The organism is Burkholderia sp. Bp8994 (genome assembly GCF_003853805.1).
Taxonomy (GTDB): domain Bacteria; phylum Pseudomonadota; class Gammaproteobacteria; order Burkholderiales; family Burkholderiaceae; genus Burkholderia.
The window spans coordinates 1-25557 of record NZ_QTQH01000026.1 but is presented as its reverse complement, the minus strand read 5'-3'; the positions used below and the strand labels follow the sequence as shown (position 1 = coordinate 25557).

Sequence of the window (25557 nt, the reverse complement as noted above, 5' to 3'; positions counted from 1 at the left end):
AGTCAGGCGTGGCCGTGCCCGACATTGAGTTCGCGGAACCGCTCGACCGCCTCGCTGGGCGTCAGGTCGTCGAGTTCGAACAGCGGCCGCACCTCGATCTCGCAGTCCATCTCCGCACCGAACGGCGCGGGAAACCGGCGCGTCCATTCGAGCGCCTCGTCGCGCGAGCGCACCTGGATCAGCGTATAGCCGGCAATCAGTTCCTTCGTCTCCGCGAACGGGCCGTCGACCACCGTGCCCTTGCCACCTGAGTAGCGCACGCGCCAGCCGCGCGCGCTCGGCCGCAGGCCGTTCGCATCGAGCAGCACGCCGGCCTTGGCCAGCTCCTCGTGATAGACCGTCATCGCCTCGACCAGCCGGTTGTCCGGCAATGCGTCGGATTCGCTGACGGCGTTCGCCCGGATCATGATCATGAATCGCATCGTTCACTCCTTGTCATCGGTGGAAAGGGGCGTCCGTTCGTCGGCGCCTTATCCCTACGACGGGCGGCAGACTGCCGGATCGACGTACGGCGCGACGAATCCGGGTTAACACCGAGCCGTGGCCGTCACAGGAAGCACGGGCCGACCGCGCGCACTTCGACCGTGCACCATTGCGCGGCCGGGCACTGGCGCGCGATCGCGATCGCTTCCTCGCGCGTGTCGACGTCGACGATGAAGAACCCGCCGACCATTTCCTTCGCCTCGGCGAACGGGCCGTCGACGAGGCGCGTCTCGCCGTCGCGCACCTGCACACGCGTCGCGCGCTCCGAGCGCTCGAGCGACTCGACGCCGCGCAGCACGCCGCGCGCCTTCAGCGTCTGAGCGAAATCGACCATCCGCGCGTACAGCGCCTGCCCCTCCTCGAGCGTGCGTTCGGCGCGCTGGCCGGTCGGTTCGACAATCAACAGCATGTAGGACATGGAACTCTCCAGTGGGGGGCCGTGCGCAAGAAGCGTTCGGATCGCAGGCCGGAATGACACGTCAGATGCGAAGCGTAACAGCCGCGGGCGGCCCTGCCGTCATCGTTGGCCGTTCGACACTGGCCTGATGGCCAATTCGATCGCAGCACGCGATTTTGCCGTCAAGATGCTTGCCCGAACCTTCGAATTTTCTTCCTGTGGAGCACTCCATGTCACGCCTGCCGCCGCCGCTCGCGCTCGCCGCATCGCTCGCCCCGCTTGCCTCGTTTGCCTCGTTTGCCTCGTTTGCCTCGTTTGCCGCATTTGCCGCATTTGCCCTTTCAGCGCCGGCCGCCACCGCCGCCGCCACCGCGCCTCCGGTCAGCGCGGGCTGCGGCGGCCCCACGACGGCAATCGCCGACCTCCGGCATTCCGGCGGCCGGTCGCCGCTGGCCGGGCGCTCCGCGTCGATCGAAGCGATCGTCACCGCGGCATTCGGCGGCGCCGACGGCTTCGGCGGATTCTTCGTCCAGCAGGCGGATGCGCAGCGGCGCCACCGGCCGGGCGTCCCGGAAGGCCTGTTCGTCTACGCGCCGCACGCGCGTGTCCGCCCGGGCGAACGCGTGCACGTCACCGGCAGGATCGAGCAGAAGTACGGCCGCACGCAACTGGCTCTGTCGGGCCGCGTGGCCGTCTGTGCGCGCGGGCAGACCGTCACGCCGGCCGCGCTCGTGCTGCCGGTCGACAGCGAGTCAGTATTCGCCGCGCATGAAGGCATGCGCGTGCGCTTTCCGCAAACGCTGACCGTCAGCGATACCTACGACCTCGGCCGCTACGGCAGCATCGTGCTCAGCCACGGTCGCCTCTACATGCCGACGCACGTGGTGCCGCCGGCCGACGCCGCCGCGCAGGCGGCGGCCAATGCCCGCAACCGCATCGTGCTCGACGACGGTTCGAGCCGCGTGAACCCCGCGACCGCCCGCTATCCGCCGCCTGCGCTGGGCGCCGCCAACACGCTGCGCGCGGGCTACACGGTGCGCGGCGTCGAAGGTGTGCTCGAGCAGCGCTACGGCACGTGGCGAGTGCAGCCCGTGCCGGCGTCGGCGCCGGTCTTCGACGCCGCATCGAATCCGCGGACCGATGCACCGCCGCGGCATCCGCAAGCCGACGTGCGGATCGCGTCGTTCAACGTCTTCAACTATTTCAACGGCGACGGAAGCGGCGGCGGCTTCGACGACCCGGCCAATCGCGGCGCGAAGACGCCCGCCGTCTTCGCCCGCCAGGAAGCGAAGATCGTCGCCGCACTGCGCGCACTGCGCGCCGACGTGATCGGCCTGATGGAAATCGCGAACAACGGCCACGGCCCCGCGAGCGCCGTGCAGCGTCTCGCGGCGCGGCTCGGCGACGGCTGGCGCGCGGTCGACCCCGGCACGGCGCGACTCGGCCGCGATGCGATCGCGGTCGCGTTGCTGTACGACAGCCGGACGATCGAACCCGTCGGGCGCGCCGCGACCGTCGCGCTCGACGGCGGCAATCGCCCACCGCTCGCGCAGACGTTCCGGCGCATCGGCGGCACCCGCGCATTCACGGTCGCGGCCAATCACCTGAAATCGAAGAACTGCCCACGTGCGACCGGCCCGGATCTCGACCAGTCGGACGGTCAGGGCTGCTGGAACGCGACGCGCACGCGTGCGGCCGAACGCATCGCCGCGTGGCTCGCCACGTCGCCGACCGGCGCCCCGGCCGACGGCGTGCTGCTGATCGGCGACCTGAACAGCTACGCGAAGGAGGACCCGCTACGCGCGCTCGAATCGCGCGGCTACACGAACCTCGTCGCCCGCTTCGCCGGCAACGCCGGCTACAGCTACGTATTCCGCGGCGAAGCGGGCAACCTCGATCACGCACTCGCCACGTCGCCGCTCGCCGCGCGCGTGAAGGCCGTGCATGCGTGGCACATCAATGCCGACGAACCGGTCGCACTGCAATCCGTGCCCGATTACAAAACCGCGGCGCAACGGGCGGCCTATTACGCACCCGATGCCTATCGCTCGTCGGATCACGACCCCGTCGTCATCGACCTCGCGTCGGACGAAGGCGCCACCTGAGCCATCGCGGGCACAAACCGTGCTCCATTAAGAGACGGGCGATTAGTGCAATTGCATCAGCATGATGCGTGCAACGGCACTATTTACCTGGCGCATCGGGCGACGCCATATTTACCGGACTTTCACGTCGCGCCAACGGCTTGCTGGTCGCTTCGCCCCAAAGCGCGAAATTTTTTCAACCGCCGCCCCGCCCCATTGCGCGGGGCTTTCCGGGAAATTTGCCGGCGAATTGAAAATTTGTCTCGAAACTCAATTGGCTGATGTGAATCACATTGGTTGCTGGGATTCGTCTTATCTTCAAATTGGCCTGCAAATCAAATCGAAGGAGGATAAACACCATGGCGCTCACCGACTCGATCGAACACAAGCTGGACCGCGGCCTGTCCGACATCCGTCGCACCGGCCGGCGCGTGGGACGCACGACGCGCTCGGCGGCTCGCGACCTGCATGCGGACGTGTCCGACGATCTGCGCGGGCTGGTCGATGAACTGGAAGACCTGCTGAAGAACGACGGCGACGGCGATATCGCCGCGTTGCGCAAGCGCGTGCAGGCGCGGCTCGACGAAGCGCGCAGCACGCTCGACTACGCGTCGGGCACCGCGGTCGCGCGGCTGCGCGATTCGGCCGAACGCGTATCGCAAGCCGTGCACGACAATCCATGGCAGACCGCAGGTGTCGTCGCGGGCCTCGCGTTCGTCGCCGGCCTGCTCCTTTCCCGCCGTTGAACGGGGCGATCACCCCGTCCTTCCTCACCCCGACAACGAAGGAGAAACGCCATGCAGAAGTCCCTCGCCCTGAAAGCCGCCGCCGCCGTCATGCTCGCCAGTCTCGCACTTGCCGGCTGCACCACCACCCCCAACAAACCCGACAACGCGTCGGCCAGCGCGTCGAAACGCGAGTCGATCGACGCGAGCGTGAACGCGACGTTGTCGCGCCTCTATTCGACGGTGCCGGGCTCGCGTGAACTCGTCGCGAAATCGCGCGGCGTGCTCGTGTTCCCGAACGTGCTGCAGGCCGGCCTCATCGTCGGCGGCCAGTCCGGCAACGGCGCGCTGCGCGTCGGCGGCAGCACCGTCGGCTACTACAACACGTCGTCGCTGTCGGTCGGCCTGCAGGCCGGTGCGCAATCGAAGGCGATCGTGTTCCTGTTCATGACGCAGGATGCGCTCGACTCGTTCCGCAAGTCCGAAGGCTGGTCGGCCGGCGCCGACGCCTCCGTCGCGGTCGTGAAGATGGGTGCGAACGGCGCGATCGACTCCAACACGGCCACCGCACCGGTCGAGGTGCTGGTGCTGACCAACGCGGGCCTGATGGGCGATCTGTCGGTCAGCGGCACCAAGGTCACCCGGCTCCACATCTGACGATGCGGCACGGCCCCCGGGCCGGTTCGCTTCCCGGCAACGCCGCGGCCCCGGCCGCGGCGTTTTCTCGTGCGCCGCGCGCGGCGGGTATGATGGCGGCACCTTTGCGGGCATACTGCCGATCGGGCCGCCCTGCCGCGCTGCGCCGCGACATCCGTGACGTTCGCGAGCCGATCGCGCCCGAGGCAACGAAATTCAATCAAACCAGGCATCAATCTGCGCGAACCATCCATGGATAGCGGACACGATCACCAAAAATTCTTCTATTTCCTGCTGTTCGCGGTCACCGTCGGACTGTGCTGGATACTCGCGCCGTTCTCCGGCGCCGTCTTCTGGGGCACCATTCTCGCGATCCTGTTCCAGCCGGTGCAGCGCTGGCTCGCCGCGCGCTTCGGCAAGCGGCGCAACCTGGCCGCGCTCGTGACGATGTCGCTGATCATCCTGATCGTGATCCTGCCGCTCGTGTTCGTCATGGCGACGCTCGTGCAGGAAATCGCGTACGTGTACCAGGAACTGAAGAGCGCGCAGCCGAATTATTCGCAGTACTTCCATGACATCATTCATGCGCTGCCGACGTCGATCCAGAACCTGCTGCAGAAATACGGGCTGACCAACATCCCCGGCATCCAGAAGAAGCTGACCGACGGCGCCGCGCAGATCAGCCAGTTCGCGGCGACCCAGGCGCTCAGCATCGGCCAGAACACGTTCCAGTTCGTCGTCAGCTTCGGCGTGATGCTGTACATGGTGTTCTTCCTGCTGCGCGACGGCGGCGAGATCGGCCGCCGCGTGCGCCGCGCGATGCCGCTCGACGAAGAGCACAAGAACCTGCTGCTCGCGAAGTTCACGACGGTTGTGCGCGCAACCGTGAAGGGCAACATCGCGGTCGCGCTCGTGCAGGGCGCGCTCGGCGGCCTGATCTTCTGGATCCTCGGGATCGAGGGTGTCGTGCTGTGGGGCGCGCTGATGGCGTTCCTGTCGCTCCTGCCGGCGATCGGCGCGAGCCTCGTGTGGGTGCCCGCCGCGCTCTACTTCCTCGCGATCGGCGCGATCTGGAAATGCGTGATCCTCGTCGCGTTCTGCGTCGGCGTGATCGGCCTCGTCGACAACCTGCTGCGCCCGATCCTCGTCGGCAAGGACACGAAGATGCCCGACTGGGTCGTGCTGATCTCGACGCTCGGCGGGATGGCGCTGTTCGGCATCAACGGCTTCGTGATCGGGCCGCTCGTCGCTGCGCTGTTCATGGCGAGCTGGGACATCTACGCGCGCGCCGAACAGGGGGAGTGACGCCGCGCGTCACGGATGACGAATCCTGATCACGACGGGCGCCACGGCGCCCGTTTCCATGTCCGGCCCCGCGATCGTCAGCACGCCGCCATACGGCCCGACACGATGCGCGCGCCCCGCTTCCAGCGGCACGGCTCGATCGTCGCGCGCATCGTGCCAGATTGCGCGAACCGCCGCGCCCGCAGGCTGCGAAAGCGGCTGGCCGTCCGGCCCCACGAGCGCCAGATGCGCACCGGGCAAGCGCCGGCCATGCGCATCGAAGCGGAGTGCCGCCGCGCTCGCGCTGCCCGACGCCCCGAGCGACGGCGTGTCGAATGTCACGTCGTACCGATCGACGAGCGCGCCGGTGAAGCGCACGATGCCAGCCGCGCCCGCGTGCCCGGCCGCACCGGCGCTCGACACTGCGAGCGCGATGCCGATCCCCGCTGCCGCCATCCGCGCCCGGACACCGATGCGCCGCTTCGTTCGATCGCGCGCCGCCGTCGGTGCCGCCCATGTCGTCTTCATCTGCATGTTCCGCCTCCCTTCCCGCTTCTCGCCGCGCAAATGAAAACGGCGGCGTGACGCGCAGGTCACGCCGCCGCTTGCCGGCAATTACTTTAGGGAGAGCGGCCGGAACAATAAATGAGACAAGTCCTAAACTGATACCGGAATATTCGGACTCAATGCGCGCGAGCGCGACGGCTCATGCGTCCGGATCGACGCGCAGCACGAGCTTGCCGCGATGGTCGCCGTCGAACAGGCGGTTCAGCACGTCGGGGGCGTTTTCGAGCCCGTCGGCGACGGTTTCCTCGGCCTTGAGCCGGCCGTCGCGCAGCCATCCCGCGAGCGTCTGCACCGCTTCGCGGCTCTTGCGGTAGTCGAGGATCAGGAAGCCGCGCATCGTGATCCGCTTCGAGATCAGCACGCCGACGTCGTCCGCCGCGCGGCCGCTGTTGTAGTTCGAGATCACGCCGCACAGCGCGACGCGCCCGCCGATCACCATCCGCGACAGCACCGCGCGCATCACCTCGCCGCCGACGTTCTCGAAGTTCACGTGCACGCCGTCCGGCGTCGCCGCCTTCAGCTGCTCACGGAAATCGTCGGCCTTGTAGTCGACGGCCGCGTCGAAGCCGAGCGTCTCGGTCAGGTAGCGGCACTTGTCCGCGCCACCCGCGATGCCCACCACGCGCGCACCGTGGATCTTGCCGATCTGGCCGGCGATCGAGCCGACCGACCCGGCCGCCGCCGACACGACGAGCGTCTCGCCAGGCTGCACCGGCGCGATGTCGGTCAGCCCGTAGTACGCGGTCAGGCCGCTCATCCCGCACGCGCCGAGCAGCGTCGGCAGCGGCAGGCCCGACTGCGCGGGCAGCTTCACGAGTTGCGCGGCCTGGTCGGCCGGCACCCGCGCATAGTCCTGCCAGCCGAGCAGCCCCTGCACGAGATCGCCTTGCGCGAACCCCGCGTGGCGCGACGCGACCACGCGCCCGATGCCGAGCGCACGCATCACTTCGCCGATCGCGACGGGCGGCAGGTATTGCGGCACGTCGCTCATCCACACGCGGTTGGTCGGATCCATCGACAGATACAGCACACGCACGAGCACGTCGCCGTCGGCGAGCGCCGGCACCGGCGTTTCGACGAACGAAAAGTGTTCGCGGCCGACCCGGCCTTCCGGGCGTGTCTTCAGCAGCAGCTGGCGGTTCACGGGTGTCGACACGATGTTCTCCTCCGGTTGTGTTTATCGATGCGCGTCAAACTGCGCACATGCCGCCGTCGATCACGAGTTCGGCGGCCGTCACGAAGCGGCTTTCGTCGGATGCCAGATAGACGGCCGCATGCGCGACGTCGTCCGGTTCGCCGAGCCGGCGCAGCGGAATGCCGCGTGCGAGCTTGCGCGTCGCATCGCGTTCGCCGAGCGACTGGAACAGCGGCTCGACGATCCCCGTGCGAATGAACGCCGGGTGAATCGAGTTGCAGCGCACGTCGAGCTCGCGGCGCGCGCAGTCGATCGCGACCGACTTCGTCAGCGACGCGACCGCGGCCTTCGACGCGTTGTACGCGGTGAAATCCGGCTCGACCTTGAACGCGGCCACCGACGAGATGTTGATGATCGATGCGGGATGGCTCTCGGCCAGATACGACAGCGCATGCTTGCAGCCGAGCACGATGCTCTCGACGTTGACCGCCATCACGCGCCGCCATTCGTCCAGTTCGATCTGCGCGGGCGAGCCGATCGAGCCGACACCCGCGTTGTTGACGAGCACCGACAGCCCGCCCATCGCATCGACCGCCTGCGCGAGCAGCGCTTGCCAGCGCGCTTCGTCGCGGACGTCCTGCGTCGCGGCAAACGCGACCGGCGTCGCGTGGCCCGCGTTGAGTTCGTCGGCGAATGCATCGAGCACCGCCGCGTCGGCAACGTCGGTCAGGAACACGCGCGCGCCCTGCTCGACCATCCGGCGCGCGATCGCGCGGCCGAGGCCGCCGGCGGCGCCCGTGATGTACGCGCACTTGCCTGCGAGGCGCGTGGAAACGATTGTCATGGGACCTGCTCCTGTCGTGAGTCGTCGCGGCGGACCGGTGCCGCGACGGCGGTTGCCGTGCGCCGGCCGACGGCCGCGCGGTATGCGCGAGTATAGCGAGCCGGCCGCACCGGGCCGGACGAATCCGGCGGCCGGCCGCTGCCGGCCCCGCTCGAACGAACGCCAGCGTACGCGATTGCCGCCAATCGATGAAATGAATCTTCGTAATGCCCGGTCATAGACATCACTCATGACCTTCGGATCCGCGGGCGGCGGGACGGGCGGGCGGACGGGCGGACGGGCGGACGGGCGGGCGGGCGGGCACAGCAACAGCACAGCACAGCACAGCACAGCCGATCATCGCCGATGTCGGCTCGATAACGATCGGGAAACGGCTTTTGACAATAACCAAGAAGGAATGGGACGGGACTCGGGGGGCCACCGCCGCGGCGACGACCGCATCCGGCACCGGCGCACCGACGCGCGGCAACGAACAGCCGTCAGAACCCGTCGCCGGACGTGCGCATGAACGCGCAGAACTGCGGGGAATGCGTGTCGATCATCTGCTGGAACGGTGCGCGATGCCCGTACGCGATGCCGGACACGAGGAGCAGGCAGACGGCCGCGATGCGCGGCGAGAACGCGCGCTTGTGCGCCCGCCGGTAGGCGCGCAGGAACACCAGCGCGACCAGCGCGCCGAGCAGCCAGCCGACGACGACTTCCGGGACCGTGTGCGAATGGTCGAACACGCGCGCGACGCCCGTCAGCGCGCCGACGACGAGACCGGCCGCCACGCCCGGCTCCTTGCCCGGACGGAATGCCTGCCACAGCATCGACAGCGCGACGGTCCACACGGACGTCGACAGCATCGTATGGCCGCTGATCACGCGGAAATCGAACTGCGGGATCTCGACCCCGCAGCCCGCATAAAGAATCTTGGTCGCCCCGACCAGGCTCATGCCGGCCGCGAGCAGCACGATCCAGCGCACCGCGAGCCGCCAGTTGGACAGCGCGAGCCAGACGGCGCAGGTCAGCGCGACCGGCAAGGTCAGCGCGGCATCGCCGATGTTGCTGATTTCACTCCACATGACGGACGTCGAACGGCTGGCAAAAGGCGCAGTTTAACGCAGGCGCGCCACGCGCCTGTTTCAGCCTGTGACAAGCTGTATCAGCCCGCGACACCCGTGATCAGCAGCAGGTTCGTGCCGGTTATGACGGCGAACAGTACCCAGGCGGCGGCCTGCATCCCGCGACCGATCGCATGCTCGCCCATCGTGTTGCGATCGCTGACCGACCGGATCAGCGGCCACATCGCGAACGGCAGCTGCAGGCTCAGCAGCACCTGGCTCCAGACGAGCAATTGCCCGACCGAGTTTTCGCCGAGCCACAGCACGCCGATCAGCGCGGGCACCAGTGCGAGCCCGCGCGTGATCAGCCGGCGCTGGTAGCAAGGGATTTTCGTATGCAGGAAGCCGTCCATGATCACCTGGCCGGCGATCGTGCCGGTCAGCGTCGAGCTTTGCCCCGACGCGAGCAGCGCGATGCCGAACAGCAGCGCGGCCGCGCCGCCCGCGATCGGCGTGATCAGCCGGTACGCCTGTTCGATGTCGGTCACGTCGTGCTGGCCGGTCGCATGGAACGCCGCGCCCGCGACGACCAGGATCGCCGCATTGACGAGCATCGCGACGAACAGCGACACGCAGGTGTCGATGCGCACCAGCGCGAGCGTGTCGCGGATCAGGCCGCGCGCGCCGCCGACGACATGGCGCGTCTGCACGACCGACGAATGCAGATACAGGTTGTGCGGCATGATCGTCGCGCCGACGATGCCGAGCGCGAGCACGATCGCGTCCTTGCGGTCATGGCCCGGATTGCCCGGCACGAGCCCCTTCGCGACCGCATGCCAGTCGGGCGGCGTGATCGCGACCTGCGCGACGAAGCAGAACGCCATCGTCGCGATCAACCCGAGCACGATCGCCTCGATCTGCCGGACGCCCTTGCCCTGCAGCCCGAGCACGATCACCGTGTCGAGCGCGGTCAGCACGATCCCCCACGCGAGCGGCACGCCGAGCAGCAGCTTGAACGCGAGCGCGCAGCCGAGCACTTCGGCGATGTCGCACGCGATGATCGACACCTCGGCGGTCACCCACTGCACGATGCGGCCGAAGGTGCCATAGCGGTCGTAGCTGGCCTGCGCGAGATCCTTGCCCGCGACGAGGCCGAGCCGCGCGGCGAGCATCTGCAGGAAGATCGCGGCGAGGCTCGAGAACGCGACGACCCACAGCAGCGAATAGCCGAATTGCGAGCCGGCCTGGATGTCGGTGGCCCAGTTGCCGGGATCCATATAGCCGATCGCGACCAGCAGGCCCGGGCCGAAGAAGCGCTTGAGCTTCATCCAGCGCGACGCGCCGGCGTCGATCGTGATGCTGCCCTTTACTTCCGACGGGCAGAAGGGGGCTGTGGCGGTAGTGGGAAGCAGGGGCATGGAAACCGGGGATCGTGATCGCGACACGGTGATTTTACGTTCATCCGCCCCGCTTTCTCCCGCGCATCGCCGCGCACACCCCGGCTCGCCCGCTCGCCGTCGGCAGTCGCGAGCCGCGGCGCGGGCTGCCGATCGGCCTGCGGGTGCGGCGTCCCGGCACCGTTCGTCAGGATCCGCTCGCGCTCGGCGACGCGAAATTCGGTCGGCGACACCAGCAGGCGCTGGCGAAACAGCTTGGCCAGACGCTCGCCGCTGCCGAAGCCCGTGCGCCGCGCGACCTTGTCGGCCGGCAGCGTCGTGTGGACCAGCATGTGGCAGGCGCGCTCGAGCCGCACGTGCTGCACGAACTCGGTCGGCGTCACGCCGATTTCCTTCTTGAAGCGCCGCAGGAAATTGCGCTCGCTCATCGCGACCGTCTGCGCGACTTCCGCAACCGAAATGCGGTTCGCGCTCTGCGCGCGCAGCCGCTGCACCGACATCCGGATCGACGGGCTCGCGCTCAGTTCGCGAAACGCCCACATCGACTGCGCATAGCGCTGCTCGACCGGCTGCATCAGGTTGCTGGCGATCTCCTGTGCGGCGCTGTCGCCGAGATCGGCGCGGAACATGTCGAGCACGGTCGCAAACACGTCGGCCTCGCCGGCCTGCAGTTCGATCGTGGCCGCCGCACCGCGGGCGCGATCGGTTCGCGCGCGATCGGCTTCCGTCTGCCGCTGCGACGCGGCGAGCGTCGACAGGCCCATCGCATCGACGATCCAGCGCGCATGGCGGCGGATGTCGCTCAGGCGGCGCCGCAACGCATCGTTCCAGTTGATCGACGCGCGCTCACCATGAAGATGAAAGAACGCGTGTGCACGATGGCCATGCTCGTCGCCGAGCGAATCGGCGACGATCTGCACACCGGACGACGACTGCAGCAAGCCCCCCTTTTCGGATACGTACTTCAGCTGGTAATCCGCATTGAACGCGTTCAGGCGATTCGCCAGGTTGAAGGCCTCGCTCAGACGCGCGGCCTCGGCCAAGGAAAACCCCGTACTCAAATAGATTACGACCCACCTCTGATCTGCTGCTTCCACTGGCCAAGCCCCCGGACTGTTTCGACTTCTTTTAATTGCCGTCGAACTGTCAGGCTTATATTTGGTTTGAACACGTGCGACAGGGACGGCTATCTCGAAATATGAAGCGACGGCATCTTAGCCGAACTAGCCGAACGGGTCGTCTCTTTGTCACGAAATGGCCGACCGGGACAGCATGATGGCGGATTTTTACAGGCTATCGCCGACCGATGATCTGGCCGCGCGGAAATGCGCGTGTCGACGGGCGGACTCGGATCGTGACGCCTGCCTCGTATCGCGCATCGGCTCCACGCACGCTCGCGTAGCGGGACGATCGTCATCGGCATGCATCGGACGGCATCGGTCGCCGGTACAACGCGCACCCGCGTTCCGTTGTTCGCGCATCCATTAGAATCGCCCCACCGCCCACCACGCCGCCTTCGTCCGTGCCCGCCGACCATCGTCTCGACCTGAACCTGTTCCGCGTGCTCGATGCGGTCTACGTGCACGGCGGCATCGGCGCGGCCGCCCGTGCGCTGCACCTGACGCAGCCGGCCGTCACGCATGCGCTCAACCGGCTGCGCGCGCATTTCGACGACCCGCTGTTCGTGCGCCAGGGCAACCGCGTCGTGCCGACCGAGCGCACGCGCGCGATCATCGCGGACGTGCAGCTTCACCTCGCCGGCCTGCAGCGCGCCGCGCGCGACCCGGCGGCATTCGACCCGGCGACGCTCGACCTGAGCATCGCGGTCGGCATTCGCGACGTGCTCGAATCGATCGCGCTGCCGCAGATCGTCGCCGCGTTCGCCGGCGCAGCGCCGGGCCTGCGATTCGTGAGCCGCCGCGTCGCGGTGCACGACATCGAACGCGAACTCGCGTCGGGCAATCTCGATCTGGCCGTCGATCGACGCGTGCAGACCGGCCCGCGCATCGTGACCGAGCACCTGCTCGACGATTCGCTCGTCGTCGCGATGCGGCACGATCATCCGTTGGCCGGTGGTCCGCTGCGGCGCGGCGACTATTTCGCCGCGCGGCATGTCGCGGTGTCGTCGCTCGGCGAACCGCAATCGCTCGACGTGCTGCTCGGCAACGACGGGCGCTTCCGTCACATCCAGCTCGTCTGCCAGCATTACTTCGCCGCCTGCCAGATCGCCGCGGCGGGCGACCTGCTGCTGACGCTGCCGCGCACGTATGCGCTGCGCATGGCGGCGATGCTGCCGATCGCAGTGCAGCCGCTGCCGCTGCGGCTCAAGCCGTTTCCGCTGCTCGCGTACTGGCACGAGTCGCGCGAGACCGACCGCGCGCACCAGTGGGTGCGCGAACGCGTCGCCACGCTCGTGCGCCGGAGTGCCGGCGTCGCCGGCTGATCCCGGCGAGCCCCGTCGACGCGCGTGGCGCCCGCGTTTTTCGTCGAGACGGTATGCTGACGGCTCGCACGCCGCGCATCGTCGCGGCCGCCTCTTACCCGCTTACCGGAGACTTGCCATGCCGCTCATCCACGCTGCCGCCACCCTCGCCGCCGACGCGCCCGACTACGTCGTCCAGCTGCAGGCCGGCACGCACGCGCTGACCGGCGACGAAGCGCCGCGCGAAGGCGGACAGGCCCTCGGGCCGGCGCCGTTCGAGTTCGTGCTGGCCGGCCTCGCGCAATGCACGGCCGCGACGCTGCGCATGTACATGCAGCGCAAGACGTGGCCGGCCGCGCGCATCGACGTGCGCACCGAACTGCATGCCGATCGTGAAGGGCAGCAATACGTGCGCCGCGTCGTGACGCTCGACGGCCCGCTCGACGACGCGCAGCGCCAGCGGCTCGCGGAAATCTGCGAGAAGACGCCGGTGACGCTGTTCATCAAGCGCGGCACGCGCATCGAAACGACGCTGAACTGACGGGCGGCGTACCGCGCCGCACGCGATCGCCGCGTCACAAGCAAAACGGGCGGGCCGCGCGCGATGCGCGGCCCGCCCGTTTGCGGATGTCGTCCGGCGCTCAGAGTCCGAGCGCGGACAGGTCCAGCTTGCCGTCCTTCACCGGCGGACACCAGAAATACGCGCCCGTCAGCGGTCGCGTGAAGCGGAACAGGCCGTCGACGATGCCGTCGTCCGCGCCGCTCATCCGGCGCATCTGCACGTCGAACGCGCGGAACGAACGGCCGAACGCGACGAAGTAGAGCCCCGCGCGGCGCGCATCGGACCACGGCGACGAACGGCGCAGCATGAATGCCTCCGGCTCGAAGCTCTCCTGCGCGGTGCGCTTCACGTGCGCGAACTCGGGCGCGTCGTCGAGTTCCTCGTTGTCCGAGCGGCGGCGGCCGATGATGTGATCCATGTCGCCCGACGCAATGCGCTCCATCTGGTCGAAGTCGTGCAGCCATTGCTGAACCGCGACGAAGCTCGAACCGTCGAGCCCCGCGCCCTGCCCCGTGACGACCGACGCGGCCAGCGCGTCGTCGCCGGTCGGGTTCTCGGTGCCGTCCTCGTAACCCGACAGGTCGCGATCGGTCGAATAGCGGAACCCGTCGACCGCGTCCTGCAGCACGAACGCCGGCGCGAGCGCCCGCTCGATCGCCCGCGCGCGCAGCACGAGTGCGCCGCGATCGTCGCCGCGCAGCCAGACCCAGACGTCGGCCGGCGTGATCGGCAGCGTACGGTCGTTCACCGCGAACGCCGGGTATTCGGTGAGCCCCGGAACCGGGCGGCCGAGATGCGCGGCCAGCGCCTGCCCGAAGCCTGCGACCGCGTCGCGCCCGTCGATGAGCTCGCGCAATGCCGCGAGCGCCGCGGCCACATTGACGTTGTTCGAAATCGTGAAAGTGAGGTATCGGGCCGCCGTGTCGATCGGAGCCAGGATGCCTTGCTGAACGTCGCTCATCGTTTCCTCAGGAGTGTATCGGGGTGAATCCGCGGGGCCGCAGCGGCCGGCGCGCAACGGCAGAGTGTAATCGATGCCGCCCGCCGCCCCGTGCGGCACCGCACCGCGGAACACGCACGAAAGAGGGCCAAAACCCCGAATACTAACCGCATCGCTGCTGCAACGCCGTATTCGTCAGACGTTGCGGCGCGTCCGGCTCTGCTGATAAAATTCCTTCACGTCTTTTTCGGCGTCCTTTCAACCGTTCACTTCAGGGAGGTGCAGATGTTCCGAATGCCAGCAACCTTCCCGAACGTGGTCCCACGGCGCGGCTGATCCAGCCCGTCGTCCGCGCCGGCTTCCGGGTGCTCCGCTAACCCGCCCGCCCGCGCAATTTCCCGACAGCCCGTTTCGTTTCGCCCGCGTCGTGCGCGCGGTCCGGCTGTCGCGTTTTCGACGTTCTCCGAACCGGAAAGTCCCGTCGCGCGATGCGCCGGGCAACGATACATGACCAGAAAAACCACCCATCTGGGCGGCCAGGCATTCCAGGCCGTCTTCGGCTTCACGTTCCGCTACTGGCGCAAGCAGCCGGTGCGCATCGCGACGATCACGACGCTGGCGCTGCTCGGCGCGCTTGCCGACGTGCTCACGCCGCTGTTCGCCGGGCGCCTCGTCGATGCGCTGTCGAGCGGCCCGACCGACCGCGCCGCCGCGTGGCATGCGGCCGTCACCGCGTTCGGCACGCTGGCCGCGCTCGGCATCGGCGCGACGCTGCTGCGGCAGGGCGTCTACCTGAACATCATCACGCTCACGCTGAAGATGATGAGCGAGATCGCCGCGGCGTCGTTCCATCGCGTGCAGCGTTTCTCGACCGACTGGCACGCGAACAGCTTCGCGGGATCGACCGTGCGCAAGATCACGCGCGGGATCTGGGCACTCGACCTGCTGAACGACACGGTGCTGATCGCGCTGCTGCCGTCGGTCACGATGCTCGTCGGCGCGACCGTGCTGCTCGGCACGCACTGGCCGGTGATGGGGCTCGTCGTCGGTGCGGGTTCGCTGCTGTACATCTCGGTGACGGTCGCGGTATCGCTCGGCATCGTCGCGCCGGCCGCGCGGCTCGGCAACCTGTGGGACACGCGCATGGGCGGCGCGCTCGCCGACGCCGTGAGCTGCAACGCGGTCGTCAAGGCGTTCGGCGCGGAAACGCGCGAGGAAGCGCGGCTCGATCGCGTGATCGGCAAGTGGCGCCAGCGCACGCGCCGCACGTGGGTGCGCGGCACGTTCAACGGCGGGCTGCAGGGCGCGATGCTCGTCGCGATGCAGGCGGCGATGATCGGCGTCGCGCTGCGGCTGTGGGCGAACGACGAAGCGAGCGTCGGCGACATCGCGTTCTCGCTGACGATGTTCTTCATGCTGCAGGGCTACCTGCGCGACGTCGGCATGCACATCCGCAACCTGCAACGCTCGGTCAACGACATGGAAGAGCTCGTCGCGCTCGAGCGCCAGCCGCTCGGCATCGACGATCGGCCCGGCGCGCCCGCGATCCGGATCGGGCAAGGCGAGATCCGCTTCGAGCACGTGACGTTCCGCTACGGCAACCATCCGGTGCCGCTGTACGACGACTTCTCGATGCGCATCGCGCCCGGCGAACGCGTGGGCCTCGTCGGCCATTCCGGGTCGGGCAAGACGACGTTCATCAAACTGATCCAGCGCCTGTACGACGTGTCGGGCGGCCGCATCACGATCGACGGCCAGGACATCGCGCAAGTGCGGCAGGATTCGCTGCGCAGCCAGATCGCGATCGTCCAGCAGGAACCCGTGCTGTTCCACCGCACGCTCGCGGAGAACATCGCGTATGCGCGCCCCGACGCGAGCCGTGCGGAGATCGAGCGCGCCGCGCGTCTTGCCAGCGCGCACGACTTCATCGTCGCGCTGCCGGACGGCTATGACACGCTCGTCGGCGAGCGCGGGATCAAGCTGTCGGGCGGCGAACGCCAGCGCGTCGCGATCGCGCGAGCGTTCCTCGCCGATGCGCCGATCCTGATCCTCGACGAAGCGACGTCGAGCCTCGACAGCGAAAGCGAGGTGCTGATCCAGCAGGCGATGGAGCGGCTGATGGTCGGGCGCACGACGCTCGTCGTCGCGCACCGGCTGTCGACGGTGCGCGCGCTCGACCGTCTGATCGTGCTCGAGCGCGGCAAGGTGATCGAGGAAGGCAGCCACGACGCGCTGATCCGCATCGACGGCGGGACGTATCGCCGGCTGTTCGAGCGGCAGGCGCTGGAACTCGCGAAGGGCCTGATCGATCCGCCGCGGCGCACGGCGGACGATAATGCCGGGCCGCTTGGGGAGCCGGCGCAAGCCTGATGGCAACCCGATCGCAACCGGACGCGCGGCACACCGCCGCCGCGCCCGGTTGCGCCACACGGTACGTCGATGCGATCGTCAGGAATTCACCAGGCCGTTGCGTGCGTCGTCGATTCCATTCGACGGCGCCACGCGAGCCGCCGTGCGCTGCCCGGCAAACCCGTTGCGAACGAGGCGAGCCGGGATCACTTATCATACCGGCCAGGCAATTTGCGACGAAAGGCGGATCATGTTTACAGGCATTGTTCAGGGTGTTGGCGTCATCAAGGCCATCAAGGATCACGGCGAACTGAGAACGTTCAGCATCGAATTCCCCGAGCGGTTCACCACCGACATCGAGATCGGCGCAAGCGTCTCGGTCGACGGCGTCTGCCTGACCGTGACGACCATCCACTCGCCCGAGCTGATCGACTTCGACGTGATGTTGCCGAGCCTGCGCATCACCACGCTCGCCGACCTCACGACCGGCGCCCGGATCAACGTCGAGCGGGCCGCGAAGGACGGCGCTGAAATCGGCGGACATCCGCTGTCCGGACACGTCGACTTCATGGGAACGATCGCGAACATCGCGTCATCCGAACACAACCGGATGATCCGCATCGGCGTGCCGGCCGATTTCAGGCGCTACGTGTTTGCGAAAGGCTATATCGCGATCAACGGCTGCAGCCTCACCGTGTCGGATGTCAATCGCGAAGAAGGCTGGTTCGACGTCTGGCTGATTCCCGAAACGCGACGCGCGACCACCTTCGATGCGAAGGGCGCCGGCGACAAGGTCAATATCGAGATCGAGCGCGGCACGCAGGTCGTCGTGGATACGATCCGCGAATCGGTCAAGGAAACCCTCGGGGAATTGACCGGCGTCGTCACGACGTTGCTCGCGGAGAAGGGCATCGATATCGAGGAACTGCTCGCGCGGAACGTCACGAAGCTGCCGAAGGCGTAACGGCGAAGAGCGCCGCCGTTCCCGCTGATGCCCGGTATCACCGGGCGTCGGCTTCCGTCGCGATGCGGCCGGCCGCCCCGCACGCCGCCTTACTCCACCTCCACCTGCGCCCCCTTCCCCACCGCCACCCGCTGCGCGCGATAAATCCCCGCGTGTCCGGAAAACAGATAGGCGACCACGCAGGCGACGATCGCATACACGCCGACATCCGCGCCGAACAGTTCGATCGCCATGATCGTCGACGCGATCGGCGTGTTGGCCGCGCCCGCGAACACCGCGACGAAACCGAGCCCCGCCAGCACGGGCACCGGCAGCGCCAGCACCTGTCCGAGCGCGTTGCCCAGCGTCGCGCCGATGTAGAACAGCGGCGTCACTTCGCCGCCCTTGAACCCCGACGCGAGCGTGACGACGGTGAACGCGAACTTGCCCGCGAAATCGTAAGCCGGCAGCGGCCCGTGAAACGCGGCTTCGATCGTCGGGATGCCGAGGCCGAGATACTGCGGCACGTTCAGCACGGTGGCGGCCACCGCGACCAGCAGGCCACCGAGCACCGGCTGCAGCGGCGCATAGCGGATCACGCGGCGGAACCACGCGGTCAGCGCATGCGTCGCGAACGCGAACAGCCGGCCGACGACGCCGAACGCGACACCCGCGACGACCGTCGCGGCCAGCCCCGTCGCCGACACGGCCGGCACGAACGGAATCGCATAAGCGGTGTGATGCACGCCCCACGCGCGGCACACGACATCCGCGACGATCGCCGACGCGACGCAGGTCAGCAGCGCGTCGTACCGTACGCGGCCGATCGCGAGCACCTCGAGCCCGAACACGGCGCCCGCGAGCGGCGTACCGAACACCGACGCGAACCCGGCCGCGATGCCGCCCATCAGCAGCACGCGCCGGTGCTCGCGATCGAGCCGGAACAGGTGCGTGACGCGATCGGCGAGCGCGCCGCCCATCTGCACGGCCGTGCCCTCGCGGCCGGCCGACCCGCCGAACAGGTGCGTGACGACGGTCGCGACGAGCACGAGCGGCGCCATCCGCTTCGGCACCAGCGCCTTCGGGTCGTGAATCTCGTCGATCAGCAGGTTGTTGCCGCGCGCGACCGACTGGCCGAACCGGTGGTAGACCCAGCCGGTCGCCAAACCGGCGGCCGGCAGCCCCCACAGCAGCCAGGGATGCGCGACGCGCGTGCCGGTCGCCCAGTCGAGCGCGATCAGGAACAACGCGGAAGCCGTGCCGGCCAGCGCGCCGAGCAACGCAGAGAGCGCGAGCCAGCGGCACACGTAGCGCACGGTCGCGAAAAAATCGGCAGAAGTCGAGAAAAACATGATTTCCAGATTCGACGGGACATCAAAACCTGGGCGGCAGAATACCGCATGGACGGCCTGCGACCTCCTGACGACCCAGGAACACGCAGGCATCATCAGCCGGGCAAACCGGCGGTTGAGGGCCGAACCGCGCGCGACGCGCCGGGATCGACCGCAGGGAGGCATGCCATCTCCGCAGGCGGCAATTGTACGCGACGCCGCACGGCGCGCGCAATGCGGCCCGCCGGGGCCGCGGCGCGCCGTCAGTCGAGCGGCATGCGCGTCACGCGCGAAATCAGTTGCGGCGCGATCCGGTCGAGCGGCAGGATCGCCGACGCCGCGCCGATCGCTGCGGCCGCCTTCGGCATCCCGTAGACGGCGCTCGTCGCCGCGTCCTGCGCGATCGTGTAGCACCCCTTCGCGCGCATCGCCTTCAGCCCGAGCGCGCCATCGCGCCCCATCCCGGTCAGCAGCACGCCGAGCGCGTCGCCCTCCCAGCCGTCGGCGACGCTGTTGAAGAACACGTCGATCGACGGCCGGTACGGCGTCTCGGCCGGATGCCGCGTATAGCCGAGCACGCCGCGCGGCGAGATGTACAGGTGATCGTTGGTCGCCGCGAGCAGCACCTCGCCCGCCTGCGGCACGCTGCCCTGCCGCGCGACGCGCACGGGCAGCCGCGTATAGCCGTCGAGCCACTCCGCCATGCCGACCGCGAACGCCTGGTCGACGTGCTGGACGATCACGAGCGCAGCCGGAAAATCGGCCGGCAGCGCGCGCAACAGCGCGGTGAGCGCGGTCGGGCCGCCCGCCGACGCGCCGATCGCGATCAGCGTCGGCTGGCCGCGCGCGGGTGCGGGCCCGGGCGGCACGAGCGTCGTGGTCCGGCTTTCGAGCAGCCGGCCGATCTGGTCGATCTTCGCGAGCAGCGGCTGCGGCGCCGCATCCGACGGCAGGCCGAGCGCGAGCGTCGGCGTGTCGACCGCGTCGAGCGCGCCGGCCCCCATCGCCTCGTAGACCGACGACGTGTTCGCGCTGACGCTCGCGGTCACGATCAGGATCGCGCACGGCGCGCGCGCCATGATCTGCCGGGTCGCGGCCACGCCGTCGAGCTTCGGCATCACGAGATCCATCAGCACGAGATCGGGCGGATGCGCGACGCAGAAATCCACTGCCTCGTCGCCATCGGTCGCCACCCACAGCACGCGGTGATCCGTGCGCAGCGCGATCACGCGGCGCAGCGCCTCGACGGCAAGCGGCAGATCGTTGACGATGCCGATGTTCATCCGCGTGCGTCCCCGATCAGGTCGTGCACCGCGTCGAGCAGCGCCTCGTCGTGGAAACTGCTCTTCGCGAGGTAGTAGTCGGCACCGGCATCGAGCCCGCGCCGGCGATCCTCGTCGCGATCCTTGTACGACACGATCATCACCGGCACGCGCTTGAGCGTCGGATCGCCCTTGATCAGCGTGACGAGTTCGATCCCGTCCATGCGCGGCATGTCGACGTCGGTGACGACCAGGTCGAACGCGTCGCTGCGCACCGCATTCCAGCCGTCCATCCCGTCGACCGCGATGGTCACGTCGTAGCCGCGCTTTTCCAGCAGCTTGCGCTCGAGCTCGCGCACCGTCAGCGAATCGTCGACGACGAGCACGCGGCGGCGCCGGTCGGCGAGCGCGAGCTGCCGGTCGCGCGTGAGTTTCGCGAGCTGTCCGCCGCGCACGAGCTTGTCGACGGAGCGGATCAGGTCCTCGACATCGACGATCAGCACCGGGTCGCCGTTCTCGAGCAACGCACCGGCCGCGATGTTCTGGATCTTGTGCAGGCGGCTGTCGAGCGGCTGCACGACGAGCATCCGTTCGCCGAGGAAGCGGTCGACGGCGACACCGTAGAGCTCGGGCTCGCCGCCGACGACCACGACCGCCGTGCTCGCGCGCGCGACGCCGGGCTCGCCGGCATCGAGCAGCTGGTGCGCGGCGACGAGGCCCGCGCGCCGGCCGTCGAACGGAAAATGCGGCTGGCCTTCGAGCACGTCGATGTCGTCGTGCGACAGTTCGAGCGTGCGGCGCACGTGCGCGAGCGGGAACGCGTACGGCTCGCCGCCGACCTCGACCAGCAGGCTGCGGATCACCGACAGCGTGAGCGGCAACTGCAGCACGAAGCGCATGCCCGCGCCGGGCTCGTTGAAGATGCGCACCGCGCCGCGCACGCCGCGCACCATCTCCTGCACCGCGTCGAGGCCGACGCCGCGCCCCGACACGTCGGTCACCGCATCGCGCATCGAGAAGCCCGGCAGCAGCAGGAATTCGAGCAGTTCGGGATCGGACAGCCGCGCGGCCGTCTCGTCGTCGGTCAGGCGCTGGCGCACCACCGCAGCGCGCAACGCATCCATGTCGACGCCCGGCCCGTCGTCGATCACGCTGACGAGCAGCGAGCCGGCGCTATGCCGCGCTTCGAGCGTCACGCTCGCCTCGGCCGGCTTGCCGCGCGCGAGGCGCGCGTCGGGCGCTTCGACACCGTGGTCGATCGCGTTGCGCAGCAGGTGGCCGAGCGGTGCGTCGAGCAGGTCGAGAATGTCGCGGTCGACCTGCGTGCCTTCGCCGACGATCGAGAAGCGCACCTGCTTGCCGAGCGAGCGCGCGAGATCGCGGACGATCCGCGGATACGCGCGCGTCGCGTCGCCGAACGGCCGCATCCGGCACTGCAGCGCCTCGTCGTACAGCTGTTCGGCGATATGCGTGCTGCGCCGCTCGAAGCGGTCGAATTCGTCCATGCGCTCGGCGAGCGAACGCTGCAGGTCGTTGAGCATGTGCCGCACTTCGTTCACCGATGCGAGCACGCCCGCGTCGAGATCGTCGGCAAACTGTTCGTACAACAGATCGAGCGAACGGGCCGCGTCGCGCTGCGCGCGCTTCACGCGCAGCATCGACTCCGCGAACGGCTTGAGCCAGCGCGATTCGACGAGCGACTCGCCGGACAGGCTCAGCAGCCGGTTCAGCGTATCGGCCCGCACGCGGCGCATCGCGCCCGCGCCGGCCGCGCGGCCGGCCTGGACCGGATCGGGCACGGCCGCCGGCAGCGCGAGCGGCGGCACCGCGGCGCCGGCCCCCACGGGCTCGTTCGCGGCGCCGTCGTGCTCGCGAGACGGCACGACGGACGGCGCCGCGGCCGCCGGCGGCGGCGCGAAAGCCGGTGCCGGCATCGCGTGCGCGCCGTCGGCGCCTGTCAGCGCCAGCGCGAACGCCTCGATCTCCGCCGGCGACACGGGCTGCGCCTGCGGATCGGCGACGCGCACCAGCAGGTCGACGCCGGCCAGCAGCACGTCGACATGCGTGGCCGTCAGCGCGATCGTACCGGCCTGCGCCGCGACGAAGCATTCTTCCATGCGCCCCGCGATGTCGACGCCGAGCGGCACGCCGACGATGCGCGCGGCGCCCTTCAGCGAATGTGCGGCGCGCATGCACGCCTCGAGCGCGACGGAGTCGGGCTCGCCCGATTCGAGCGCGAGCAGGCGCTCGGACAGCGCCTGGGTCTGCGTGCGCGTCTCCTCGCGATACAGCTCGAGCAGCGACAGTTGGCTCAGATCGTCATCGCCGCTCATCGCATGCTCCGTGTCACGGCGTCGAACAGCCGATCGTCGTCGAGCAAGCCGATCGACTTGCCGCGCCACGACAGCACGCCGCGCGACAGGCCGGCGCTCGCGCGCCCGACCGTCGCCGGCACGGGCACCCATTCGGATGCGCCGAAGCGCAGCACGCCCTCGACTTCGTCGACCGGAAACACCACCGGCTCGCCGTGATGCGCGGCGACCAGCAGCCGCGTGAAACGGCCGTCCGCGCCACCCTCGCGGCCCTTGCCCGCGTCGAGGCCGAGCAGCGCGCCGATCGAGATCGCGATGCGCAGCGTGCCGCGAATGTTGACCACGCCGCGCACGGCCGAATGGCGACGATGCGGCAGCGAATGAATCGGACGCGTGCCGGCGATCTCGCGCAGCACGCCGATCGGCAGCGCGAGCCATTCGTCGGCGACGCGAAACGCCAGTGCCGCCTGATGCGTATCGTCGTCGCCGTGCGCGCGGGTCGCGTCGAACGCGCTGATCCGCTGCGTCGCGTCGGCCAGCTCGGCGGCGCCGAGCGGGCGTTCGAGCAGTTTCGCCGCGTGATACGCGTAGACCGGGCAGTTCAGGCAGCGCAGGCAATCGGCCAGCCGCTCGCACGAGCGGTCGCCGTGCGTGCCGATCCGGTTCCAGCAATCGTCGACGCCGATCGTCGTGTCGTCAGTGGCAACGGCGTCGCGGTTCATTCGTTCCTCGGTCATCCCGATGTCGGCTCCCAACCCGTACTCTCATTATCCGGCCGAGCGCCGCGCACGCTCGAGCAGCCATTGCGCGCCGGCGCCGTCGCCGCCGACGTCCAGCAAGGTCGCGAGATGCGTCAGCGCTTCGTGGTGCGTCGGCCGCAGATACAGCGCCTTCCGGTAGAAATCGCCCGCTTCCGCGACCCGCCCGCGCGCATCCGCGATCAGCCCGTTCAGGTAGAACGCGTCGGCGTGCGGCCCGGCGTGCGCGGAGAACTGCGCGAGCACGCGCTCGGCCTCGTCGAATGCGCCCGCATTGGCCAGCGCCTGCGCTTCCTCGAGCGTCGGCGCGGCGCCGTCGGCGGCCGCCGGCGCGGGCGCGGGCGTGTCGGCCACGTTCGCCGCATCGCCCAGCGGATCGACGCGCGCGTCGGCCCGCGGCCCGAACGCCGTCGGTCGCCCGGCCGGTTCAAAGGCAGCGCGCGACGGCGCGGCATCGCTCCACGCCGGCGGGACGACGGCCAGCAGCGGGCGCGTCGCAGCCGGCGGCGCCACGGCGAAACGCTCGGCGCGCCGGTACGGCGCAATCGCGGGCAGCGGTGCCGCATGGCGGGCCGCGTACCCGTCCGCCGCGGCGCCATCGCGCCCGCGATGAAACGCGAACGCGAGCGGCACGCGTGCCGAACGCATCCCGTGCCGCATCGCGACGCCCGTTTCGGCCGGCCCGACGAACAACATGCCGTCATCGGCGAGCGCGCTTTCGAGCGAACCGATCACACGGTCCTGCGCGTCGCGGTCGAAATAGATCAGCACGTTGCGGCAGAACACGAAATCGTAGCGGATGCCCGTATCGGTGCCCGGTTCGACCAGGTTCGCCTGGCGAAACTGCACGCACGCGCGCACGCGCTCGTCGAGCAGCCAGCCGTCGGCGACCGGCGTGAAGTAGCGGCCGCGGAACTCGGTCGCCGTGCCGCGAAACGCATTGCGCCCGTAGCAGCCGAGCCGCGCCTGTTCGATCGCGCGCGGGCTCAGGTCGAGCGCGTCGATCGTGAAGCTGGCCGGCTCGAGCCCGGCGTCGAGCAGCGCCATCGCCGCCGAATACGGCTCCTCGCCGGTCGAGCACGGCGCGCTCAGCACGCGGATCACGCGCCCGGGCGTCGCGGCGAGCCGCTCGGCCGCGTGCCGCGCGAGCGTCGCGAACGCCTCGCGATCGCGGAAGAACCACGTCTCCGGCACGATGAACAGCTCGATCAGTGCGCGCCGTTCGTCGGCCGACGCGTTGAGGTGCTGCCAGTACGCGTCGAGCGCTTCCGGCGTGACGGGCGGCCGCGCCGCCGACGGCAGCCGCTCGCCGTCGCCCTGCAGCGCCTGCACGCGCTCCGTCAGCGCGCGGCTCAGAAAATCGTTGCCGAGCGAATCGGGGTCGATGCCGGTCTCGCGCAGCAGCCAGCCGCGAAATCGCGAATCGGATTCTTTCATGCGGATTCCCCTCCGTGGCCCGGCAGGCCGTCGAACAGATACAGGCGCGCAACGTCGTCGATCAGGTCGGACACCGAGACCTGCTGCACGATCCCGTCGGGCGTGTTCGCGACGCGCCCGAGCCAGCGCGTGCGCGCGGTCGATACGCCGCTGGCGCGGAACGCCGTGCGGTCGATCCGCAGCGTCTGCGTCGCGCGCTCGATGATCAGGCCGATCACGCGCTCGCGGTCGAGCTGCCCGGCGCGGTAGCGGACCATCACCAGCCGCGTCGAACGCAACGCATGTGCGCGCCGTCCAAGCGCGAGCATCGGCACGTCGATCACGGGCACCGGCTGGCCGCCGCGCATCAGCAGCCCGGCGATCCATTCGGGCGCGCCGGGCACGGCCTTGGCGGTCGCGAGCGGCAACACCTCGTCGATGTCGGCCGCGTCGAGCGCGTAGCGCTCGCCGTCGAGCTCGAACATCAGGAACAGCGCGTGCGCGGCGCCGTGCGACTCGACGCGCGTCACGCGTCGACCTTGAAGCGCGACACGCTGGTGCGCAACTGGTTCGCGACGAGCGTGAGGTCGTCGATCGCCTGCGACGACTGGCGCAGCGATTCGGCCGTCTGCTGCGCGGCTTCCGACAGCTGCGACAGCGCCTG

Annotated in this window: 23 protein-coding genes and 1 riboswitch; of the genes, 8 read left to right on the top strand and 15 right to left on the bottom strand. The window is 69.2% G+C overall.

Features of this window, described 5'->3' with window-relative positions; translation table 11 throughout:
- Window positions 1–2: 2 nt before the first annotated feature.
- On the bottom strand, window positions 3–422 hold the full coding sequence (locus DIE04_RS25605; protein ID WP_044846609.1) for a YciI family protein: 420 nt from the start codon (window positions 420–422) through the stop codon (window positions 3–5).
- A gap of 125 nt (window positions 423–547) precedes the next feature.
- The gene (locus DIE04_RS25600; protein ID WP_044846610.1) at window positions 548–901 is read right to left on the bottom strand and encodes a YciI family protein; all 354 of its coding nucleotides are present in this window, start codon (window positions 899–901) and stop codon (window positions 548–550) included.
- 209 nt (window positions 902–1110) lie between these two features.
- Between DIE04_RS25600 and DIE04_RS25595 the strand changes: the two genes are divergently transcribed.
- From DIE04_RS25595 to DIE04_RS25580, 4 genes are all read left to right on the top strand, one after another.
- Window positions 1111–2985, top strand: coding sequence for an ExeM/NucH family extracellular endonuclease (locus DIE04_RS25595; RefSeq protein ID WP_124523256.1), 1875 nt, complete (start codon window positions 1111–1113; stop codon window positions 2983–2985).
- 338 nt (window positions 2986–3323) lie between these two features.
- A complete protein-coding gene (locus DIE04_RS25590) occupies window positions 3324–3710 on the top strand; it encodes a YqjD family protein (RefSeq protein WP_044846611.1) in 387 nt (128 codons plus the stop codon).
- Window positions 3711–3761: 51 nt separating this feature from the next.
- Entirely contained in the window at window positions 3762–4346 is a 585-nt protein-coding gene (locus DIE04_RS25585; RefSeq protein ID WP_124522622.1) for a YSC84-related protein, read from the top strand.
- Between the two features lie 231 nt (window positions 4347–4577).
- The gene (locus DIE04_RS25580) at window positions 4578–5630 is read left to right on the top strand and encodes an AI-2E family transporter (protein WP_044846613.1); all 1053 of its coding nucleotides are present in this window, start codon (window positions 4578–4580) and stop codon (window positions 5628–5630) included.
- Between the two features lie 9 nt (window positions 5631–5639).
- Here DIE04_RS25580 and DIE04_RS25575 read toward each other — a convergent pair whose 3' ends face one another.
- From DIE04_RS25575 to DIE04_RS25545, 6 genes are all read right to left on the bottom strand, one after another.
- A complete protein-coding gene (locus DIE04_RS25575) occupies window positions 5640–6143 on the bottom strand; it encodes a thioesterase (RefSeq protein ID WP_124522620.1) in 504 nt (167 codons plus the stop codon).
- 172 nt (window positions 6144–6315) lie between these two features.
- Window positions 6316–7332 carry an NADP-dependent oxidoreductase gene (locus DIE04_RS25570; protein ID WP_124523253.1) on the bottom strand — a complete coding sequence of 339 codons (1017 nt, stop codon included), beginning with the start codon at window positions 7330–7332 and terminating at the stop codon, window positions 6316–6318.
- Between the two features lie 34 nt (window positions 7333–7366).
- Window positions 7367–8155 (bottom strand): SDR family oxidoreductase, encoded by a 789-nt coding sequence (locus tag DIE04_RS25565; RefSeq protein WP_124486474.1) that lies wholly within the window; start codon window positions 8153–8155, stop codon window positions 7367–7369.
- A gap of 479 nt (window positions 8156–8634) precedes the next feature.
- The gene (locus DIE04_RS25555; protein ID WP_124522618.1) at window positions 8635–9222 is read right to left on the bottom strand and encodes a phosphatase PAP2 family protein; all 588 of its coding nucleotides are present in this window, start codon (window positions 9220–9222) and stop codon (window positions 8635–8637) included.
- Window positions 9223–9302: 80 nt separating this feature from the next.
- Window positions 9303–10619 (bottom strand): Nramp family divalent metal transporter, encoded by a 1317-nt coding sequence (locus DIE04_RS25550; RefSeq protein ID WP_124522616.1) that lies wholly within the window; start codon window positions 10617–10619, stop codon window positions 9303–9305.
- Entirely contained in the window at window positions 10568–11641 is a 1074-nt protein-coding gene (locus DIE04_RS25545) for a helix-turn-helix domain-containing protein (protein WP_124573298.1), read from the bottom strand. The genes DIE04_RS25550 and DIE04_RS25545 overlap by 52 nt, the downstream gene beginning before the upstream one ends.
- Window positions 11642–12120: 479 nt before the next feature.
- Between DIE04_RS25545 and DIE04_RS25540 the strand changes: the two genes are divergently transcribed.
- Both DIE04_RS25540 and DIE04_RS25535 read left to right on the top strand, forming a co-directional pair.
- Window positions 12121–13041 carry a LysR family transcriptional regulator gene (locus DIE04_RS25540; RefSeq protein ID WP_124522614.1) on the top strand — a complete coding sequence of 307 codons (921 nt, stop codon included), beginning with the start codon at window positions 12121–12123 and terminating at the stop codon, window positions 13039–13041.
- Between the two features lie 118 nt (window positions 13042–13159).
- Complete coding sequence (locus DIE04_RS25535) at window positions 13160–13561, top strand: OsmC family protein (protein ID WP_124522612.1); 402 nt, start codon at window positions 13160–13162, stop codon at window positions 13559–13561.
- Between the two features lie 100 nt (window positions 13562–13661).
- Here the strand turns inward: DIE04_RS25535 and DIE04_RS25530 are convergent, their stop codons facing one another.
- Window positions 13662–14543 carry a Dyp-type peroxidase gene (locus DIE04_RS25530; protein WP_124522610.1) on the bottom strand — a complete coding sequence of 294 codons (882 nt, stop codon included), beginning with the start codon at window positions 14541–14543 and terminating at the stop codon, window positions 13662–13664.
- Window positions 14544–15029: 486 nt separating this feature from the next.
- Here DIE04_RS25530 and DIE04_RS25520 point away from each other — a divergent pair, with 486 nt between their 5' ends.
- On the top strand, window positions 15030–16892 hold the full coding sequence (locus tag DIE04_RS25520) for an ABC transporter ATP-binding protein (protein ID WP_124522608.1): 1863 nt from the start codon (window positions 15030–15032) through the stop codon (window positions 16890–16892).
- A 229-nt stretch (window positions 16893–17121) separates the two neighbouring features.
- On the top strand, window positions 17122–17835 hold the full coding sequence (locus DIE04_RS25515; RefSeq protein WP_124522606.1) for a riboflavin synthase subunit alpha: 714 nt from the start codon (window positions 17122–17124) through the stop codon (window positions 17833–17835).
- Between the two features lie 89 nt (window positions 17836–17924).
- Here DIE04_RS25515 and DIE04_RS25510 read toward each other — a convergent pair whose 3' ends face one another.
- The 6 genes from DIE04_RS25510 to DIE04_RS25485 all read right to left on the bottom strand — a co-directional run bounded on the left by DIE04_RS25510 (window position 17925) and on the right by DIE04_RS25485 (window position 25423).
- Window positions 17925–19166: a voltage-gated chloride channel family protein gene (locus tag DIE04_RS25510; protein ID WP_124522604.1), complete on the bottom strand. Its 1242-nt coding sequence runs from the start codon at window positions 19164–19166 to the stop codon at window positions 17925–17927.
- 79 nt (window positions 19167–19245) lie between these two features.
- Window positions 19246–19349: riboswitch (Fluoride riboswitch) on the bottom strand.
- Window positions 19350–19408: 59 nt separating this feature from the next.
- Window positions 19409–20428, bottom strand: coding sequence for a chemotaxis response regulator protein-glutamate methylesterase (locus tag DIE04_RS25505; RefSeq protein WP_044846626.1), 1020 nt, complete (start codon window positions 20426–20428; stop codon window positions 19409–19411).
- Entirely contained in the window at window positions 20425–22740 is a 2316-nt protein-coding gene (locus tag DIE04_RS25500; RefSeq protein WP_124486484.1) for a hybrid sensor histidine kinase/response regulator, read from the bottom strand. The genes DIE04_RS25505 and DIE04_RS25500 overlap by 4 nt, the downstream gene beginning before the upstream one ends.
- On the bottom strand, window positions 22737–23441 hold the full coding sequence (locus tag DIE04_RS25495; RefSeq protein WP_124523282.1) for a chemotaxis protein CheW: 705 nt from the start codon (window positions 23439–23441) through the stop codon (window positions 22737–22739). Before DIE04_RS25495 ends, DIE04_RS25500 begins: the two co-directional genes overlap by 4 nt.
- A gap of 45 nt (window positions 23442–23486) precedes the next feature.
- Window positions 23487–24914, bottom strand: a complete 1428-nt coding sequence (locus DIE04_RS25490; protein WP_124523249.1) for a protein-glutamate O-methyltransferase CheR — start codon at window positions 24912–24914, stop codon at window positions 23487–23489.
- Complete coding sequence (locus DIE04_RS25485; RefSeq protein ID WP_124486486.1) at window positions 24911–25423, bottom strand: chemotaxis protein CheW; 513 nt, start codon at window positions 25421–25423, stop codon at window positions 24911–24913. The genes DIE04_RS25490 and DIE04_RS25485 overlap by 4 nt, the downstream gene beginning before the upstream one ends.
- Window positions 25424–25557: the final 134 nt, after the last annotated feature.

Bases quoted from the DNA above. Each gene is read 5' to 3' on its own strand.
- DIE04_RS25500 (WP_124486484.1), bottom strand. From the start codon at position 22,740: ATGAGCGGCGATGACGATCTGAGCCAACTGTCGCTGCTCGAGCTGTAT.
- DIE04_RS25580 (WP_044846613.1), top strand. From the start codon at position 4,578: ATGGATAGCGGACACGATCACCAAAAATTCTTCTATTTCCTGCTGTTC.
- DIE04_RS25490 (WP_124523249.1), bottom strand. From the start codon at position 24,914: ATGAAAGAATCCGATTCGCGATTTCGCGGCTGGCTGCTGCGCGAGACC.
- DIE04_RS25605 (WP_044846609.1), bottom strand. From the start codon at position 422: ATGCGATTCATGATCATGATCCGGGCGAACGCCGTCAGCGAATCCGAC.
- DIE04_RS25515 (WP_124522606.1), top strand. From the start codon at position 17,122: ATGTTTACAGGCATTGTTCAGGGTGTTGGCGTCATCAAGGCCATCAAG.
- DIE04_RS25565 (WP_124486474.1), bottom strand. From the start codon at position 8,155: ATGACAATCGTTTCCACGCGCCTCGCAGGCAAGTGCGCGTACATCACG.
- DIE04_RS25510 (WP_124522604.1), bottom strand. From the start codon at position 19,166: ATGTTTTTCTCGACTTCTGCCGATTTTTTCGCGACCGTGCGCTACGTG.
- DIE04_RS25535 (WP_124522612.1), top strand. From the start codon at position 13,160: ATGCCGCTCATCCACGCTGCCGCCACCCTCGCCGCCGACGCGCCCGAC.
- DIE04_RS25550 (WP_124522616.1), bottom strand. From the start codon at position 10,619: ATGCCCCTGCTTCCCACTACCGCCACAGCCCCCTTCTGCCCGTCGGAA.
- DIE04_RS25505 (WP_044846626.1), bottom strand. From the start codon at position 20,428: ATGAACATCGGCATCGTCAACGATCTGCCGCTTGCCGTCGAGGCGCTG.
- DIE04_RS25600 (WP_044846610.1), bottom strand. From the start codon at position 901: ATGTCCTACATGCTGTTGATTGTCGAACCGACCGGCCAGCGCGCCGAA.
- DIE04_RS25575 (WP_124522620.1), bottom strand. From the start codon at position 6,143: ATGCAGATGAAGACGACATGGGCGGCACCGACGGCGGCGCGCGATCGA.
- DIE04_RS25520 (WP_124522608.1), top strand. From the start codon at position 15,030: ATGACCAGAAAAACCACCCATCTGGGCGGCCAGGCATTCCAGGCCGTC.
- DIE04_RS25555 (WP_124522618.1), bottom strand. From the start codon at position 9,222: ATGTGGAGTGAAATCAGCAACATCGGCGATGCCGCGCTGACCTTGCCG.
- DIE04_RS25530 (WP_124522610.1), bottom strand. From the start codon at position 14,543: ATGAGCGACGTTCAGCAAGGCATCCTGGCTCCGATCGACACGGCGGCC.
- DIE04_RS25585 (WP_124522622.1), top strand. From the start codon at position 3,762: ATGCAGAAGTCCCTCGCCCTGAAAGCCGCCGCCGCCGTCATGCTCGCC.
- DIE04_RS25595 (WP_124523256.1), top strand. From the start codon at position 1,111: ATGTCACGCCTGCCGCCGCCGCTCGCGCTCGCCGCATCGCTCGCCCCG.
- DIE04_RS25495 (WP_124523282.1), bottom strand. From the start codon at position 23,441: ATGAACCGCGACGCCGTTGCCACTGACGACACGACGATCGGCGTCGAC.
- DIE04_RS25590 (WP_044846611.1), top strand. From the start codon at position 3,324: ATGGCGCTCACCGACTCGATCGAACACAAGCTGGACCGCGGCCTGTCC.